Annotated in this window: 17 protein-coding genes; 10 read left to right on the top strand and 7 right to left on the bottom strand. The window is 64.6% G+C overall.

Annotated elements, in window-relative coordinates; all coding sequences use genetic code 11:
• Positions 1-94: 94 nt before the first annotated feature.
• Both pgeF and rluD read right to left on the bottom strand, forming a co-directional pair.
• Positions 95-835 carry a peptidoglycan editing factor PgeF gene (gene pgeF, locus K4A76_RS03075; RefSeq protein ID WP_274411512.1) on the bottom strand — a complete coding sequence of 247 codons (741 nt, stop codon included), beginning with the start codon at positions 833-835 and terminating at the stop codon, positions 95-97.
• Positions 832-1,794, bottom strand: a complete 963-nt coding sequence (gene rluD / locus K4A76_RS03070; RefSeq protein WP_009683007.1) for a 23S rRNA pseudouridine(1911/1915/1917) synthase RluD — start codon at positions 1,792-1,794, stop codon at positions 832-834. Before rluD ends, pgeF begins: the two co-directional genes overlap by 4 nt.
• 147 nt (positions 1,795-1,941) lie before the next feature.
• Here rluD and K4A76_RS03065 point away from each other — a divergent pair, with 147 nt between their 5' ends.
• From K4A76_RS03065 to K4A76_RS03020, 10 genes are all read left to right on the top strand, one after another.
• Positions 1,942-2,961 (top strand): outer membrane protein assembly factor BamD, encoded by a 1,020-nt coding sequence (locus K4A76_RS03065; RefSeq protein ID WP_029887579.1) that lies wholly within the window; start codon positions 1,942-1,944, stop codon positions 2,959-2,961.
• A 272-nt stretch (positions 2,962-3,233) separates the two neighbouring features.
• Complete coding sequence (locus K4A76_RS03060) at positions 3,234-3,464, top strand: PP0621 family protein (RefSeq protein WP_274411511.1); 231 nt, start codon at positions 3,234-3,236, stop codon at positions 3,462-3,464.
• A 183-nt stretch (positions 3,465-3,647) separates the two neighbouring features.
• Complete coding sequence (locus tag K4A76_RS03055) at positions 3,648-4,412, top strand: FadR/GntR family transcriptional regulator (RefSeq protein ID WP_029887330.1); 765 nt, start codon at positions 3,648-3,650, stop codon at positions 4,410-4,412.
• 90 nt (positions 4,413-4,502) lie between these two features.
• A complete protein-coding gene (locus K4A76_RS03050) occupies positions 4,503-5,705 on the top strand; it encodes an ABC transporter substrate-binding protein (RefSeq protein WP_009683011.1) in 1,203 nt (400 codons plus the stop codon).
• 65 nt (positions 5,706-5,770) lie between these two features.
• On the top strand, positions 5,771-6,631 hold the full coding sequence (locus K4A76_RS03045) for a branched-chain amino acid ABC transporter permease (RefSeq protein WP_029887332.1): 861 nt from the start codon (positions 5,771-5,773) through the stop codon (positions 6,629-6,631).
• Position 6,632: 1 nt separating this feature from the next.
• A complete protein-coding gene (locus K4A76_RS03040; RefSeq protein ID WP_274411509.1) occupies positions 6,633-7,652 on the top strand; it encodes a branched-chain amino acid ABC transporter permease in 1,020 nt (339 codons plus the stop codon).
• A complete protein-coding gene (locus K4A76_RS03035; protein WP_054913584.1) occupies positions 7,652-8,404 on the top strand; it encodes an ABC transporter ATP-binding protein in 753 nt (250 codons plus the stop codon). The genes K4A76_RS03040 and K4A76_RS03035 overlap by 1 nt, the downstream gene beginning before the upstream one ends.
• Positions 8,404-9,099 (top strand): ABC transporter ATP-binding protein, encoded by a 696-nt coding sequence (locus tag K4A76_RS03030; RefSeq protein ID WP_009683015.1) that lies wholly within the window; start codon positions 8,404-8,406, stop codon positions 9,097-9,099. Before K4A76_RS03035 ends, K4A76_RS03030 begins: the two co-directional genes overlap by 1 nt.
• Before the next feature lie 116 nt (positions 9,100-9,215).
• Positions 9,216-10,493 (top strand): Zn-dependent hydrolase, encoded by a 1,278-nt coding sequence (locus K4A76_RS03025; RefSeq protein ID WP_274411507.1) that lies wholly within the window; start codon positions 9,216-9,218, stop codon positions 10,491-10,493.
• A 1-nt stretch (position 10,494) separates the two neighbouring features.
• On the top strand, positions 10,495-11,904 hold the full coding sequence (locus K4A76_RS03020) for an amidase (RefSeq protein ID WP_274411506.1): 1,410 nt from the start codon (positions 10,495-10,497) through the stop codon (positions 11,902-11,904).
• 266 nt (positions 11,905-12,170) lie between these two features.
• Here K4A76_RS03020 and thiO read toward each other — a convergent pair whose 3' ends face one another.
• Genes thiO through K4A76_RS02995 form a run of 5 tightly spaced genes read right to left on the bottom strand, consistent with a single transcriptional unit; the run spans position 12,171 to position 14,995 of the window.
• Positions 12,171-13,268, bottom strand: coding sequence for a glycine oxidase ThiO (gene thiO / locus K4A76_RS03015; protein WP_274411505.1), 1,098 nt, complete (start codon positions 13,266-13,268; stop codon positions 12,171-12,173).
• Positions 13,269-13,322: 54 nt separating this feature from the next.
• Positions 13,323-13,712 (bottom strand): type IV pilin protein, encoded by a 390-nt coding sequence (locus tag K4A76_RS03010; protein WP_274411504.1) that lies wholly within the window; start codon positions 13,710-13,712, stop codon positions 13,323-13,325.
• 1 nt (position 13,713) lies between these two features.
• Positions 13,714-14,181 carry a hypothetical protein gene (locus tag K4A76_RS03005; RefSeq protein ID WP_054913579.1) on the bottom strand — a complete coding sequence of 156 codons (468 nt, stop codon included), beginning with the start codon at positions 14,179-14,181 and terminating at the stop codon, positions 13,714-13,716.
• The gene (locus K4A76_RS03000) at positions 14,178-14,816 is read right to left on the bottom strand and encodes a PilW family protein (RefSeq protein WP_110679453.1); all 639 of its coding nucleotides are present in this window, start codon (positions 14,814-14,816) and stop codon (positions 14,178-14,180) included. Before K4A76_RS03000 ends, K4A76_RS03005 begins: the two co-directional genes overlap by 4 nt.
• Positions 14,813-14,995, bottom strand: coding sequence for a prepilin-type N-terminal cleavage/methylation domain-containing protein (locus K4A76_RS02995; protein ID WP_274411503.1), 183 nt, complete (start codon positions 14,993-14,995; stop codon positions 14,813-14,815). The genes K4A76_RS03000 and K4A76_RS02995 overlap by 4 nt, the downstream gene beginning before the upstream one ends.
• Positions 14,996-15,045 lie beyond the last annotated feature (50 nt).

The raw sequence follows: 15,045 nt of genomic DNA, 5'->3' as shown, positions 1-15,045 counted from the left end.
TAGATAAGGCTGATTCTGGAAGATTCAAGCGTAGCGGGGTTGACCGGGATCAACGGGTTGGATTAGCGCTTGGGGCAGGCGGTGCCCATCAAGGCTAGAGCGGCTGCAACCACACCAGCGAAGCGAAGCGGCCACCCTGCGGCGTACGGCGGTAGGAGAAAAACCGCTCGTCACTGACCGTGCACCAGCCACCGCCATAAACAGCCGATACCCCACGGGCCGCCAGGCGAATGCGCGCCAATTCGTAGATGTCTGCCATCAGCTTGCCTGGCCGCTCGCCCTCGACAAAAGCCCGGGCGGCCTCAGGGTGCACGGCAGTAAAGGCATCGCGCACTTCCAGCCCCACTTCGAAGGCCTGGGGCCCGATCGCCGGTCCCAGCCACACCAGCACCTCTTGGGGCGCCAGCGCCAGGCGGTCGAGGGTGGCTTCCAGCACGCCCCCCGCCAGCCCGCGCCAGCCCGCATGCGCCGCCGCCACGCGGGTGCCCGCACGGTCACAGAACAGTACAGGCAGGCAGTCGGCCGTCATCACGGTGCAGGCAATGCCGGGCTGGCTGGTGCAACTGGCATCGGCCTCGGCTACCACGGCCGGGTTGGCATCCGCCACCTCCAGCCCATGCACCTGCTTGAGCCAGGCTGGCTGGATGGCGAACTGCTCGCGCAGGCGGCGACGGTTTTCGGCAACCGCGGCAGGGTCGTCCCCCACATGGTCACCCAGGTTGAACGTGGCGTAGGGCGGCAGGCTCACACCGCCCAGACGGGTGGTGACACAGGCGCGTACCGAGGCCGGGGCCGGCCAGTCGGGAAACAGCAGCGTCTGCGCCAGGTCACTCATCCGATGAAGCTCTCACGGTCCTGGTTGAGCAGCGACAGCAACCAGACGAAGTCGTCGGGCAGTGGCGACTCCCACTTCATGACTTCACCGGTGATCGGGTGGGCCAGGGCAAGGAACCGCGCGTGCAGCGCCTGGCGCGGGAAGCTTTTCACTGCCTCGACCATGGTTGGGCTGGCAGCCGGCGGAATGCGGAAGCGGCCACCGTAGGTCTGGTCGCCGACCAGCGGAAAGCCCACATGGGCCATGTGCACGCGGATCTGGTGGGTGCGGCCGGTTTCCAGCTTGACCCGTACATGGGTGTGCGAGCGGAAGCGCTTGAGCACCCGGTAGTGGCTGACGGCTGGCTTGCCGCCGTCGGTTACCGCCATGCGCTGGCGCATGCCGCCGTGGCGACCGATCGGGGCGTCGATCTTGCCACCGGCGGTGACCACGCCGATGACGATGCACTCATAAATGCGGCTGACCTTGCGCGCCTGCATCTGCTCGACCAGCTTGGTCTGCGCCTGCAGGGTCTTGGCCACCACCATCAGCCCGGTGGTGTCCTTGTCCAGGCGGTGAACGATACCGGCACGCGGTACGTTGACGATGTCTGGCACGTGGTGCAGCAGCGCATTGAGCAGGGTGCCGCTGGCGTGCCCGGCAGCCGGGTGCACGACCAGCCCGGCGGGCTTGTTGATGACCATGATGTGGTCGTCTTCGTAGACGATATCCAGTTCGATATCTTCTGCTACCCACTCACCCTGGGCTTCCTGTTCGGCCTGCAGGGCAAGCTGGGAGCCACCGTGAACGAGGTCGCGAGGGCGCACGACGGCACCATCGACCGTCAGGCGGCCCTCTTTGATCCACGAAGTTAGCCGCGAACGCGAGTACTCGGCGAACAATTGGGCGGCGACCTGGTCGAGGCGTTGGCCGCCCAATTCGGACGGGACCTCTGCGCTAAGTTGAATGATCTCGGACATGCTCGATTCGGCGGGCGCACAGCCTTTGGTTTCGGCTGCGAGCTTGTGGTTAAATACGGCTTCTTTTGTCCCGGGGTTGGCCGGGGCGCTCATCATAACAGGACGGCACCGCCCAAAACAGCGGCCGTCAAAGGGACGCAAGCCGCCATGCAAGTGAAACACCTGCTGCTGATCGCCATCCTTGGGCTCACCGCGGCCTGTTCCTCGAATAAGGAAGTCATCGACGAGAACCTCAGCGAGGCCGAGCTGTACCAGCAGGCCCAGGCTGATCTGGACAACTCCAGCTACACCAGCGCCGTGAACAAGCTCAAGGCCCTGGAGTCGCGCTACCCGTTCGGCCGTTATGCCGACCAGGCGCAGCTCGAGCTGATCTACGCCAACTACAAGAACGCCGAGCCCGAGGCTGCCAAGTCGGCTGCCGAGCGCTTCATTCGCCTGCACCCGCAGCACCCGAACGTGGACTACGCCTACTACCTCAAAGGCCTGACCTCGTTCGACCAGGACCGTGGCCTGCTGGCGCGCTTCCTGCCGCTGGACATGACCAAGCGTGACCCGGGTGCTGCCCGCGACTCGTACAACGAGTTCGCCCAGCTGACCAGCCGCTTCCCCAACAGCCGCTACGCGCCCGATGCCAAGCAGCGCATGATCTACCTGCGCAACCTGCTGGCGTCGTACGAAATCCACGTGGCCGACTACTACCTGAGCCGCCAGGCTTACGTGGCTGCCGCCAACCGTGGCCGCTACGTGGTCGAGAACTTCCAGGAAACCCCTTCGGTCGGCGACGGCCTGGCGGTAATGGTCGAGTCGTACCAGAAGATGCACCTGGACGAACTGGCCGCCACCAGCCTGGAAACCCTCAAGCTCAACTACCCAGACCACCCAAGCCTGGTCGATGGCGAGTTCCAGCCCAAGCAGACCGAGTCTGACGGCCGCGGCTGGCTGTCCAAGGCCACCCTGGGCCTGATCGAGACCGACACGCCGCTGCCGCCGGGTGAAACCCGCGCCAACCAGGACGTGGTCAAGCAGTTCCAGGACGCGCGCGACGAGATGCCGCAAGAGCTGCTGCCCAAGGATGAAAACGGCAACCCGATCGTGCCCGAGGGCCCGAAAGAGGCCGAGAAAGACCGCTCCTGGTTCAGCTACATGACCTTTGGTCTGTTCGATTGACCGACCGCGGTAAATGAAAGGGAGGCCTTGGGCCAATACCCGTCAGTTAAGTAATTTGGGGCCGCTTTGCGACCCTTCGCGGGCACGCCCGCTCCCACAGGGCATTGCGCATTTCTTGAGTTCAGCGCCAAACGTGTGGGAGCGGGCGTGCCCGCGAAGGGCTGCAAAGCAGCCCCAGTAACGCTTAACTGACTGGCATTAGCCCTCGGGCCTCCCTTTTTTGTCGGCTGCATCCTAGACTGTCGGCTTCTTCCATCAACAAGCTGGACACCATGGTTCGCCTACTTTTCTGGATCGCCCTGATCGCCGCCGCGTTCTGGCTGTGGCGCAAATTCAAAATCAGCCAGCAGTCGCGCCCCGAAGCCAAGCTCGATGCGCCACTGACGATGGTGCGCTGCGCCCATTGCGGCGTGCACCTGCCCAATGATCGGGCGCTGCGGCAGGGCAACGAGTGGTATTGCAGCCAGGCCCACCTGCAGCAAGGTCCTGGCCGCCAAGGCTGAACAAAGAGCCCTGTGGGAGCAGGTTTACCCGCACCCACAGGGTCTGCAGTCCATACACCTCTTCACATATCCCTCCCCGACCCTTTCACACCAAATACGACCCCTCCCCCTCCCCCAGCATTGACCCACCCCGGCAAAATTCGCTAAATCCTATTTATCCGCATAAATATGAAAAATAGCGAAATGCTCAAACCCAAACGCAAGCGCCAAAAGCTGTCGGATGTGATCGTCGAATCGGTCAAGCGCTCGATCGTCACCGAAGCGCTGCACCCCGGCGACCGCCTGCCCACCGAGCGTGAGCTGATGGAACACTTCGAATGCTCCAAGGGCACTGCCCGCGAGGCACTCAAGGCACTTGAGGTAGAAGGCCTGGTCAGCACCCGCACCGGCCCTGCCGGTGGTGCCTACCTGGCCGAGGTCGGCACCGAGCCCGCCAGCCGAGCGCTGCGCAACTACCTGCACTTTCAGCACCTGGACGGCGAGCAGGTGTACCAGCTGCGCAAAGTCATCGAGGTCGAGTTGGCAGTGTCGGTAATGGGTCAGCTGAGCGAAGCGGACTATGCCGCGCTTGAGGCCAACATCGATTTCTGCAGTGCGCCGGAAGACAGCGAAGAGGGCCAGCGCGAACAGCGCCTGGCGGAGCTGGAGTTCCACACCCTGCTGGCCCACCGCTGCCCCAACCCGTTGCTGCGCTTCATGGCGGTGTTCCTCAACGACCTGCTGCGCGACCTGGTGGTGCTGAAAAAGGCCTACCTGCCCAAGCGCCAGCAGTTCGCCGCAGCCAACATCGACTACCACAAACAACTGCTCAGCGCCCTGCGCGCCAGTGACGAGCCCAGCGTACGCCGGCTGATGCACGAGCACATGTGCGACGCCGAACACCACATGACCGCACTGGAGGGCGAGGTCGCCCGCCACTTCCTGCTGGAGTTCAACCACCACCACTGATCCGCCTGGAAAGAGGCCTGCTCACAGGCCCGGCCGTACCCGCTTTGTCATTGCCACTCCTGCCTAATAACCACAACCAAGGAGTTACCCATGCAAAGACGTACCCTGCTCAAGGCAGGCCTTGCCCTGGGTGCCTTCGGTAGCCTCCCCTTGGGAGCACACCGGGCATTCGCCGATCAACCGTTGACCTTCTATGGGCTCAAGTCCATGTCGGGTGCCTTCGCCAGCTACGGCAAGTACGCCGACATGGGCTCGCGCCTGGCCATCGCCGAATACCCGCAGTTGCTGGGGCGCCCGCTCAAGTACAAAGTCATCGACACCGAAGGCAACGCCGGCAAGGCCGTGCGCAAGGTCCAGGAAGCCATTGGCCAGGATGGCGCCCGCTTCTTCCAAGGCTGCACCTTGTCGTCTTCGGCGCTGGCGGTTTCCAAGGAAATACACAAGGCCGGTGGCGTGTTCATGACCCCGGTGGGCGCCGACGAAATCACCGGCAAGGACTGCAACGCCTCGACCTTTCGCTGGTCGGTGCCGACCTACGGCGCCATCCGCGAAACCCTGGTGCCGATGATTCGCCAACTCCCGCAGGCCAAGCGCTGGTACACCATCACCCCACAATACGTGTTCGGCGACGCGCTGCTGGACAACGCCCGCAAAGTCTTCGCCGAGCAAGGCGTGGAACATATCGGCAACAGCTATCACTCGCTGCAAGAGCAGGAATTCTCGGGTTACCTCACCAATGCCATCGCGGCCAAACCCGACGTGCTGGTGCTGCTCAACTTCGGCAGCCAGGCCTCCAACGCGCTGCGCCAGGCGGTCAACTTCGGCATCAAGGACCGTATGAAAGTGCTGATGGTGTGGTCAGCCGGCCTCGACCAGTTCCAGGAGCTGGGCAGCGACGTGCTCGAAGGCGTGTACCTGGGCGCGCAGTACTGGCACCAGGTGGATACGCCGCTGAACCAGCAACTGGTTGCTGCCACCCGCAAGGCCTACGGCATCAACCCCAACTACCCGCTGGCCGCCGACTATATCGGCACCAAGGTCATGCTCGAAGCCATCGTCAAGGCCGGCAGCCTGGACGGGGCCGCCGTCTCTGCAGCACTGCAGGGCATGCGTTTCCAGGGGCCGACCGGCGACGAGCTGATCCGCCCGGGCGACCACCAGGTGCTCAAGGATTACTACCTGCTGCGCGGCAAGCCCCAAGGGCAGATGCGCGACGAAGACGACCTGGCCGAAGTCATCAGCTCGGGCCGCTCGTTCGTCGAGCCCGACCACACCGGTTGCGCCTTGGCCTGAAGCCGCGGCGTTAGTCACTCACACTCGTACAGGCAGCCGCGCCGCGCGCTGTCGAGGGCACGCTCATGCTCGATTTGTACCTGTTCCAACTGCTCAACGGCCTGGGCCTGGGGATGATCTACTTCCTCATCGCCGTAGGCCTGACGATCATTTTCGGCTTGCTCAACTTCGTCAACTTCGCCCATGGTGCGTTCTTTCTGCTTGGCGCCTACCTGTGCTACACCGCCGTGGCCATCACCGGCAGCTTCTGGCTGGCGCTGCTGATCGCGCCCCTGGTGGTGGCGGCCCTGGCCTGGGCGGTCGAGCGCCTGTTGATCAAACGCATCTATCACCTGCCACACACCTTCCAGATCCTCGTCACCCTTGGCATCGCCCTGATCATCCAGGAAGCCTCGGTGCTGATCTGGGGCCCGGTGGGCAAGAACATCGCCGTGCCGCCCGAGCTGCGCGGGGTGTTGATCCTGGGTGACTTCATCTACCCGTACTACCGCCTGTTCCTGATCGGTTTTGCCGCACTGATCGGCGTTGGCCTATGGCTGCTACTGGAGCGCACCCGCTTCGGCGCCCTGGTGCGGGCCGGCAGCGAGAGCACCGAAACCGTGTCGCTGCTGGGTACCAATATCTTCCGCCTGTTCTCCCTGACATTCGCCCTGGGCGTAGGCCTGGCCGGCGTGGCCGGTGTGCTGTTCGCGCCGCTGCGCGGGGCCCAGCCCTTCGTCGGCCCGGAAATCCTCGGCATCGCCTTCGTGGTGGTGGTGATCGGCGGCATGGGCTCGTTTGGCGGTGCGCTGGTCGGCGGCCTGTTGGTGGGTGTGGTGCAAAGCATGATGACCAGCCTGTGGCCACAAGGCGCCAGCCTGATGATCTACGGCGCCATGGCGGCGGTGATCCTGGTGCGTCCGTATGGCCTGTTCGGGAGAGCCTGAGATGAGTGAAAAAAACCCTTTGCCAGTCGCCAGGGGCCGTGCCCCGGCACTGCTGTTGCTGGTAGTCGCCAGCCTGGTGGCGCTGCCGTTGCTGCTGCCATCGGCCACCCTGGCCACTGAAATCCTGATCTTTGCCCTGGCCGCGCTGGCCTGCAACCTGTTGCTGGGCTATACCGGCCTGCTGTCGTTCGGCCAAGGCATCTTCTTTGGTGTGGGCGCCTATGGTGCGGCATTGCTGATGATCCACCTGCAGTGGGGCATGTTCGCCGCGCTGCTTGGCGCCGCTGTATTCGGCGCCTTCCTCGCGCTGCTGGTGGGGGCCCTGGCCATACGCCGCACGGGCATCTACTTCGTCATGCTGACCTTGGCCTTCAGCCAGATGGCCTACTTCCTGGCCTATACCCTCAGTGGCTGGACCGGCGGCGACAACGGCCTGCTCGACGTACCACGGCCGAACATCGAGATCGCCGGCCATGTGCTGGTCGACCTGGCCGACCCGCGGCACTTCTATGTGTTTGTCGCCGTGCTGTTCCTGCTGATCTTCGCCGGCGCCCTGCGGGTCATTCGCTCGCCGTTCGGCAGCACCCTGCTGGCCATCCGCGAGAACGAGACCCGCGCTGCTGCCATCGGCTATGACACCCGCCATTTCAAGATCCTGGTGTTCATGCTGTCGGGCGCCATCACCGGGATTGCCGGGGCGCTGTACGCCATGCTGCTGCATTTTGCGCCGCTGTCGAACATCGACCTGATGATGAGCGAGAACATTCTGATCATGACCATCGTCGGCGGTACCGGCTCGCTGTTCGGCTCGCTGCTGGGGGCCGGTGCCATCGTGCTGTTGGGCGATGTGCTGTCCGAACTGTGGCCACGCTGGCTGATGCTGCTGGGGGTGATCCTGATCCTGGTCGTGGTGTTCATGCGCGGTGGCCTGTGGGGCGGCCTGGCCGAACTGGCCAAGCGCCTGCTGGCTAGCCGTGCCCCCCATGACAAACCCCAGGCCAAGACCAAGGAGACCTTGTGATGAGCGACTACCTCCTGCAAACCTGCCAGCTGGAGCTGGCATACGGGCCGTTCAAGGCGGTCGCGGGCGTGGACCTCAACGTGCGCGCCGGCACCATTCACACCGTTATCGGGCCCAACGGCGCCGGCAAGACCAGCCTGTTCCACTGCCTGACCGGTGAGCGCCAGGCCACCGCGGGCAAGATCCTGTTCAATGGCCAGGACATCGTCCGCAAGCCGTCCCACGGCCGTGTGGCACTGGGCATGGCGCGTTCTTTTCAGCTCACCAGCCTGTTCCAGAACCTGTCGGTACGCGAGAACCTGCGCCTGGCGGCCCAGGGCCGCGATGGCCTGGGCGCGCTGAACTTCTGGCGTAGCGTCGAGCACAAGCGCAGCCACTGGGACACCGCCGACCAGGTACTGGAGCGCCTGCAGCTGACTGGCCGCGCCAACACCCTCGCGGGCGAGCTTTCGCACGGCCAGCAGCGGGTGCTGGAAGTGGGCATGTCCATCTGCGCCAAGCCTACCCTGCTGATGCTCGACGAACCCACTTCGGGCATGGGCATTGATGACATCCCGGTCATGACCGACCTGATCAGCGACCTGGGCCGTGACCATACCGTGCTGTTGATCGAGCACAACATGAGCATCGTCATGTCGATCAGCCAGCGCATCACGGTAATGAGCCACGGCCAGATCCTGGTCGAGGGTACCCCTGAACAGGTGCGCAACGACGAACGCGTGCGCACTGCCTACCTTGGTGAGGCCGCCTGATGCTCAACGTCGATTCGATCCATTCCTACTACGACAAGAGCCATGTGCTCGAAGGCGTCTCGCTCAAGGTCGAGGCTGGCGAACTGGTCACACTGCTTGGGCGCAACGGTGCCGGCAAGACCACCACCTTGCGCAGCATTCTTGGCATCGTTCGCCCTCGGCAGGGGCAGATCAGCTTCAACGGCCAACAGTTGGTCGGCCGCGAAATCTTCGACATTGCCCGGCTGGGCATTGCCCTGGTGCCAGAGCACCGCGGCATTTTCCGCCAGCTCAGTGTCGAGGAGAACCTGAAGATCGCCGTGCGCAAGACCAGCCGCTGGCAGCTGGAGGACGTGTACAGCATGTTTCCGCGGCTGAAGGAGCGGCGCCGTAACGGTGGCTTCGCGTTGTCCGGTGGCGAGCAGCAGATGCTGGCCATCGCCCGCGCCCTGCTCAACGGGCCCAAGCTGCTGATCCTTGATGAACCGACTGAAGGTCTGGCGCCGGTGATTGTCGACGAGCTGGTGAAGATTCTACGGCGCATCAAGGACGAAGGGCTGTCGATCCTGCTGGTGGAGCAGAACCTGATGGTCTGCGATGCCCTTGCAGACCGCCACTACGTGCTGGAGCAGGGTCGGGTTGCCTACCAGGGCAGTGCGGCGCAGTTCCGTGAGGACCCGAGTATCAAGAACCGCTATCTGGCCCTGAGTGCCTGACCCATACCTGCTTTTCTGTACCGGCCTCTTCTGAGGACTACGCAGGACCTGTGGGAGCGGGCAAGCCCGCGAAGAGGCCGGTACCAGCAACCCGATACTTTCAGGAGAGATGAACCATGAACACCCGCATCGATCCCCCGCAGCACCTGCTTGCCCAAGGCCCACTGGTCAGCCGCGAACGCCTCTGGCAATCGCTGATGGACCTGGCTCAACTCGGCGCCACCGCCAAGGGCGGTGTGTGCCGCCTGGCCCTGACCGACCTTGACCGCCAGGCCCGCGACCTGTTCGTACGCTGGTGCGAAGAAGCCGGCTGCACCGTCAGCGTCGACGCCATCGGCAACATCTTTGCCCGCCGCCCCGGTCGCAACCCGGCCCTGCCGCCGGTCATGACTGGCAGCCACATCGACACCCAGCCCACCGGTGGCAAGTTCGATGGCTGCTACGGGGTCATGGCCGGCCTCGAAGTCATGCGCACCCTCAACGACTTGAAGCTGACCACCGAAGCCCCACTGGAAGTGGTGGTGTGGACCAATGAAGAAGGCTCGCGCTTTCCACCGTGCATGATGGGTTCTGGGGTATTCGCCGGTAAGTTCGACCTGCAGCAGACCCTGGACAAGGTCGATGACCAGGGCCTGTCGGTGGGGGCCGAGCTGCAGCGCATCGGCTATGCCGGCCCGCGCGTACCTACCGGGCATGCCGTGGGTGCCTACTTCGAAGCGCATATCGAGCAAGGCCCGATACTGGAAGACCAGCGCACGACCATCGGCGTGGTCCAGGGCTGCCTGGGGCAGAAATGGTTCGACCTGGTGCTGACCGGTGTAGAAGCACATGCAGGCCCTACCCCCATGCACTTGCGCAAGGATGCGCTGGTCGGTGCCGCCGAGGTCGTGGCTGCGGTCAACCGTGTTGCCCACGCCCACCAGCCGCATGCCTGCGGCACGGTAGGCTGCCTGACCCTGCACCCGGGCTCGCGCAACGTCATCCCCGGCCAGGTGCACATGACCATCGACCTGCGCCACCTCGACCCTGGGCACCTCGCTGCAATGGTCAGTGAAGTGCGCACGGCCATCGAAACCAGCGCAACGGCACACGGCCTTGCCTGGCAGCTCACCCCGACGGCCGACTTCCCGCCGTTGTACTTCGCCGAGCAGTGCGTGGATGCCGTGCGCCAAGGGGCGCATGCGCTGGGCCTGAGCCACATGGATATTGTCAGTGGTGCCGGCCACGATGCGATTTTCCTCGCCGAGCTGGGCCCGGCCGGGATGATATTCGTACCGTGCGAAGGCGGCATCAGCCACAACGAAATCGAAAATGCCGCGCCGCAGGACCTGGCCGATGGTTGCGACGTGTTGCTGCGCGCCATGTTCCAGGCCGCCAACCCAGGAGCCTGCTGAAATGCCTCAGAAAACCGCGATTGGCGAGTTCACCGCTGCCGAACTGCTCGAACTGTACCAGCGCCGCCAGTTGTCGCCTGTGGAGGTGGTCGACGATGTGCTGGCGCGCATTGACCAGCACAACCCGGCGGTCAACGCCTATTGCCACGTCGACGGCGAAGGCGCCCGCGCCGCTGCCCGGGCCAGCGAACAGCGCTGGCAACGGGGCGAGCCTTGTGGCCGGCTCGATGGCCTACCCGCCTCGATCAAGGACCTGACCCTGACCCGTGGCATGCCTACCCGCAAAGGGTCGCGCACCACGTCTGCGGCCGGGCCATGGGAGGTCGATGCCCCGTTCAGCGCCTTCATGCGTGAGGCCGGTGCAGTCCTGGTGGGCAAGACCACTACCCCCGAGTTCGGCTGGAAGGGCGTAACCGACAACCCGCTGTACGGCATCACCCGTAACCCCTGGAACACACGGCTGACTGCCGGTGGCTCGTCGGGTGGTGCCGCCGCCGCTGCCGCATTGAACCTGGGCGTACTGCACCAGGGCAGCGATGCCGGGGGCTCTATCCGCATACCCTGCGCCTTTACCGGCACCTTCGGCATCAAGCCAACGTTTGGCTATGTGCCGCAATGGCCGGCCAGTGCCATGACCGTACTGTCGCACCTGGGGCCGATGACGCGCACGGTGGACGACGCGGTGCTGATGCTCGACTGTGTCGCCCGCCCCGATCCACGTGACGGGCTGGCCGGTGCGCCACGACAGGCTCCGTGGCTGGGCCAGCTGCAAGACCTGAATGGTCTGCGCATCGCCTACAGTGCCAATTTTGGTTACGTGCAGGTCGACCCGCAGATCGAGGCGCTGGTGGCGCAAGCGGTACAGCGCCTGGCCCGGCTGGGAGCGCAGGTCGAAGAAGTGGACCCCGGCTTCAGCGACCCGCTGGAAACGTTCAATACCCTGTGGTTTGCCGGTGCAGCGCGGCTGGCCGGTGCGTTGAGTGATGAACAGCGAGCGCTGCTTGACCCTGGGCTGCGCTGGATTGCCGAACAGGGGGCTCGCATCAGCTTGAGCCAGTACACCCAGGCGCTGGAGGCACGGGCGGAGTTGATTGCGAAGATGAATGCCTTCCACCAGCGCTATGACGTGCTGGTTTCGCCGATGCTGCCGCTGGTGGCGTTCGAGGCCGGGCACAACGTGCCGCCTGGGTCGGGGATGGGGCAATGGATGGAATGGACGCCGTTCAGCTACCCCTTCAACCTGACCCAACAACCAGCAGCATCGGTGCCTTGCGGGTTCACCCGCGAAGGCTTGCCGGTGGGGCTTCAGGTCGTGGCCGGGCGCTTTGCCGATGATCAGGTGCTGCGGGTGTGCAAGGCGTATGAGCAGCATTACCCGAGCCGGCATTTACAGGCGCCGATTACAGGCTGATATCGCTACTGGCCTCCCCTGCCTCATCGCAGGCAAGCCACAGGGATCGCATCAGCGCTGACAGGTGTTTGTCAGAAGATATGCAGCGCCTGTGAGATCGAGCGCCGCGCGGGCGGCGCTCGATCTCACAGGCGCTGAAGATGCTGCGGCTACCCTTGCCAGGAACCATAGAATCTCCCACAGGTCCCTCACAGGCCTTGAGCCTTGTGCAATACCTGTGGGAGCTGGCTTGCCTGCGATAGGGCCGCACAGCGGCCCCGGCATTCTCAGCCCAACCGCCCCGCTGGGGCATAGGGCGCCGGGTCGATGATCGGTTCGGCACCGGTCAGCAAATCGGTAAACAGCTGGCACGAAGCCGGCGCCAGCACTAACCCGTTCCGGTAGTGCCCGCAGTTCAACCACAACCCCGCATGCCCCGGCACCGGCCCGATATACGGAATGCCCTCAGGCGACCCCGGCCGCAGCCCGGCCCAGTGCGCCACCACGGTGGCCCCTTCCAGCTCAGGCAACAACTCCACCGCCGAAGCCTTCAGGCTCTGCAGTGCATCCCCGGTCGGGGTCTTGTCATACCCGGCATGCTCAAGCGTACTGCCCACCAGAATGTGCCCATCACGCCGCGGGATCGCATAGCGCCCCTTGGCCAGCACCATGCTCGGCAGGAAGGCTTCGGCACATTTGAACAGAATCATCTGGCCCTTCACTGGCTCCACCGGCAGCGCCAGGCCAAGCGTAGCCAACAGGTCGCCACTCCAGGCGCCAGCACTGAGCACCACCTCATCCGCCGCCAGCACACCGTCGGCCGTCTGCACCCCGACCACACGCCCGCCTTGCTGGGCGAAACCGGTGATCTGGCAGTGCTCGCGCAAAGTCACGTTCGGCATTGCCAGCAACGCCGCCTTCAGCGATTTCACCAGGCGCGGGTTGCGCACATTGGCCACGCCCGCCATGTAGATGGCGCGCTTGAAACCCGGGCCCAGTACCGGCACCGCGTCATAGGCTGCCGAGATATCCACCGCACTCAACGGCCGCTGTTCGCGCTCGGCCCAGGCCAGCGCTTGAGCTTCGTCATCCAGGTCCAGCCAGTACAGGCCAGTGGTGTGCACTTCGGGGTCGACACCAGTGCTGGCGAACAAGCGTTCGCCCAACTGCGGATAAAAGTCCTGTGACCAGTGCGCCAGGGCAGTCACTGCCGGGCTGTAGCGCCACGGGTACAGCGGCGAAACGATGCCGCCACCGGCCCACGACGACTCACGGCCGACCTCGCCCTGATCGCACACCACCACATGGCCGACCTTGGCCGCCAGGTTGAACGCCGTCAACAGGCCGATCACCCCGCCGCCAACCACCACTACTTGCTTGCTCATCTGTCGATCCAACACCTGAAGTAAAACCGCGATGCGCCGGGCACCATTCAACCTTCAGCTCCCCCAGCAGTGCGCGCTGGGCTCAACGGCACCCGGGTTGCGCTGCACCCCTGCCTGGTCCAGCTGGAAGTCGCCACAGCCATCCTGCGCCATCAGCCCATGCGGCAAGCGCCGGGCCCGCAGCGTGAAGGTGTCGCTGTCGCGTTGCGCCTGCAGGCTGTAATGGCGGGTGCCGCCGGGCAGCGCCGGGTCGCCCTCGGCGTATTGGCCGGTGCGTACGCGGTGGCGCTCCAGGCGCAGGGCGGCATCGTGCAGCAGGCCAACCACTTCGCTGCGCGCGGCTCGCCGAAGCTGGTCGCTGTAACTGGGGTAGGCAATGGCTGCCAGAATGCCGGTCACGGCCAGGACAATCAACAACTCCATCAGGCTCAAACCTTGCTGCATGTCAGTCTCCTCTCAGTCTCTGTCGCCAGGTGATGCGCTGGACTGTGCCGTCGGCTGCGGCGTAGACCGCCTCCAGTACATGCCGGGATTGGCTTCGCTTGCTGACGGCAGTAATGCGCAACAGGGTGACCGCCTGCCCTTCGGGCACGTGGGCAGCGCGCTGGCTGATGCCCAGGTTTTGTAGCTGGAAATAGCCGGTCGGGGTGGCTTGCCACTGGCCAGCCAGGTCGTGTGGCTGTGGTGGCGGCAGGCAGGCATTGCACGAGGGCGGCGGCGGGCCCTGTTCCAGCTTGCGCACCCCGGCCTGCAAGGCGGCCTCGGCCTCTTCCAGTGCGTGCAGGCCATCGCTCAGGTAACCATTCATACGCGTTTCGACCAGCGCGTCGCGCAGCGCCGATGCGGCCAGCAGGCCGAGCAGGAGGCTCAGGACCAAGGCCAACAGCAGCACCACACCCCGCTGGCGGCTCATGAAGCCGGTACCGGGTTGCGCAATGCCACGCTCAACGCGTGGTGCTGCTCAAGTTGCAGCGTGGGCTCATACAAGGTCAGCTGAATATCCACCCGCTCACCGGCAACCTGCACGATGCGCAGCTCCCGCACATGCTCGACCAGCGGCTGATTGTTGCCCCGGCGCTTGAAATACAGCCTGCCGCCGCTGTGCGCATAATGGTGATGGCTGATGGGCACCGCCATCTGTGTGGCGCTAGCCTGTGCCCGGCGGCTCAGCACCTTGACCTCGTCGATACAGTTGGTCAGCAAGGTCCAGTCCGGGTCGCCGGTATGCCCCGGCAACTCGGCGACCATCAGGCTCAAGCTGGACGGCCCCAGCTCCATTGGCCGGGCGAAGCCAGGCGGCACAGCCTGGGCCGGAAAGTCGCCAGGTTTCAGGCGCAAACAGCCAAACATGCCCGCCATGCGAATATCCTGGGCCATGCGCAGCAGCGCCTGGCGCGCCTCCCCTTGCATGCGCAGCGCGGCGCCTTGCAGCCGCCATGCTTGGTGCACAGAGGCGAATAGCTGGCTGGCCGCCACCAGCACCATCAACCCGATGGTCAGCGCCAGCAGCAACTCAAGCAAACCAGCACCCGTTTGCCGGCGCCTCATCGCCGTGCCCTTTCAAACTCACTGTGTGCCGCCATTGCCGCCTGCCCATCGCGGCGCGCACTGTCTGTGGCTTGCAAGGCCTGCAGTTGCAGCCCCGCAGCGGCGAACATGCCCACGGCCACGACCACCACCGCCAACAACACCTCCAGCAGCGTCATGCCCTTTTGCCATGCGTGCATCCCTGCACCTCCTGCGATTTTTCCCGCTATAGCCTTCAACTTGAGCGACT

The organism is Pseudomonas sp. NEEL19, assembly GCF_028751975.1.
GTDB lineage: Bacteria > Pseudomonadota > Gammaproteobacteria > Pseudomonadales > Pseudomonadaceae > Aquipseudomonas > Aquipseudomonas juntendi.
The sequence above is the reverse complement of the archived record's forward strand: the minus strand, read 5'-3'. Positions and strand labels throughout refer to the sequence as shown.

Coding starts and splice junctions, on each gene's coding strand:
- K4A76_RS03020 (WP_274411506.1), top strand. CDS start 10,495: ATGCCTCAGAAAACCGCGATTGGCGAGTTCACCGCTGCCGAACTGCTC.
- K4A76_RS03000 (WP_110679453.1), bottom strand. CDS start 14,816: ATGAGGCGCCGGCAAACGGGTGCTGGTTTGCTTGAGTTGCTGCTGGCG.
- K4A76_RS03050 (WP_009683011.1), top strand. CDS start 4,503: ATGCAAAGACGTACCCTGCTCAAGGCAGGCCTTGCCCTGGGTGCCTTC.
- K4A76_RS03035 (WP_054913584.1), top strand. CDS start 7,652: ATGAGCGACTACCTCCTGCAAACCTGCCAGCTGGAGCTGGCATACGGG.
- K4A76_RS03045 (WP_029887332.1), top strand. CDS start 5,771: ATGCTCGATTTGTACCTGTTCCAACTGCTCAACGGCCTGGGCCTGGGG.
- thiO (WP_274411505.1), bottom strand. CDS start 13,268: ATGAGCAAGCAAGTAGTGGTGGTTGGCGGCGGGGTGATCGGCCTGTTG.
- K4A76_RS02995 (WP_274411503.1), bottom strand. CDS start 14,995: ATGCACGCATGGCAAAAGGGCATGACGCTGCTGGAGGTGTTGTTGGCG.
- K4A76_RS03005 (WP_054913579.1), bottom strand. CDS start 14,181: ATGAGCCGCCAGCGGGGTGTGGTGCTGCTGTTGGCCTTGGTCCTGAGC.
- K4A76_RS03055 (WP_029887330.1), top strand. CDS start 3,648: ATGCTCAAACCCAAACGCAAGCGCCAAAAGCTGTCGGATGTGATCGTC.
- K4A76_RS03040 (WP_274411509.1), top strand. CDS start 6,633: ATGAGTGAAAAAAACCCTTTGCCAGTCGCCAGGGGCCGTGCCCCGGCA.
- K4A76_RS03060 (WP_274411511.1), top strand. CDS start 3,234: ATGGTTCGCCTACTTTTCTGGATCGCCCTGATCGCCGCCGCGTTCTGG.
- pgeF (WP_274411512.1), bottom strand. CDS start 835: ATGAGTGACCTGGCGCAGACGCTGCTGTTTCCCGACTGGCCGGCCCCG.
- K4A76_RS03065 (WP_029887579.1), top strand. CDS start 1,942: ATGCAAGTGAAACACCTGCTGCTGATCGCCATCCTTGGGCTCACCGCG.
- K4A76_RS03025 (WP_274411507.1), top strand. CDS start 9,216: ATGAACACCCGCATCGATCCCCCGCAGCACCTGCTTGCCCAAGGCCCA.
- K4A76_RS03010 (WP_274411504.1), bottom strand. CDS start 13,712: ATGCAGCAAGGTTTGAGCCTGATGGAGTTGTTGATTGTCCTGGCCGTG.
- rluD (WP_009683007.1), bottom strand. CDS start 1,794: ATGTCCGAGATCATTCAACTTAGCGCAGAGGTCCCGTCCGAATTGGGC.
- K4A76_RS03030 (WP_009683015.1), top strand. CDS start 8,404: ATGCTCAACGTCGATTCGATCCATTCCTACTACGACAAGAGCCATGTG.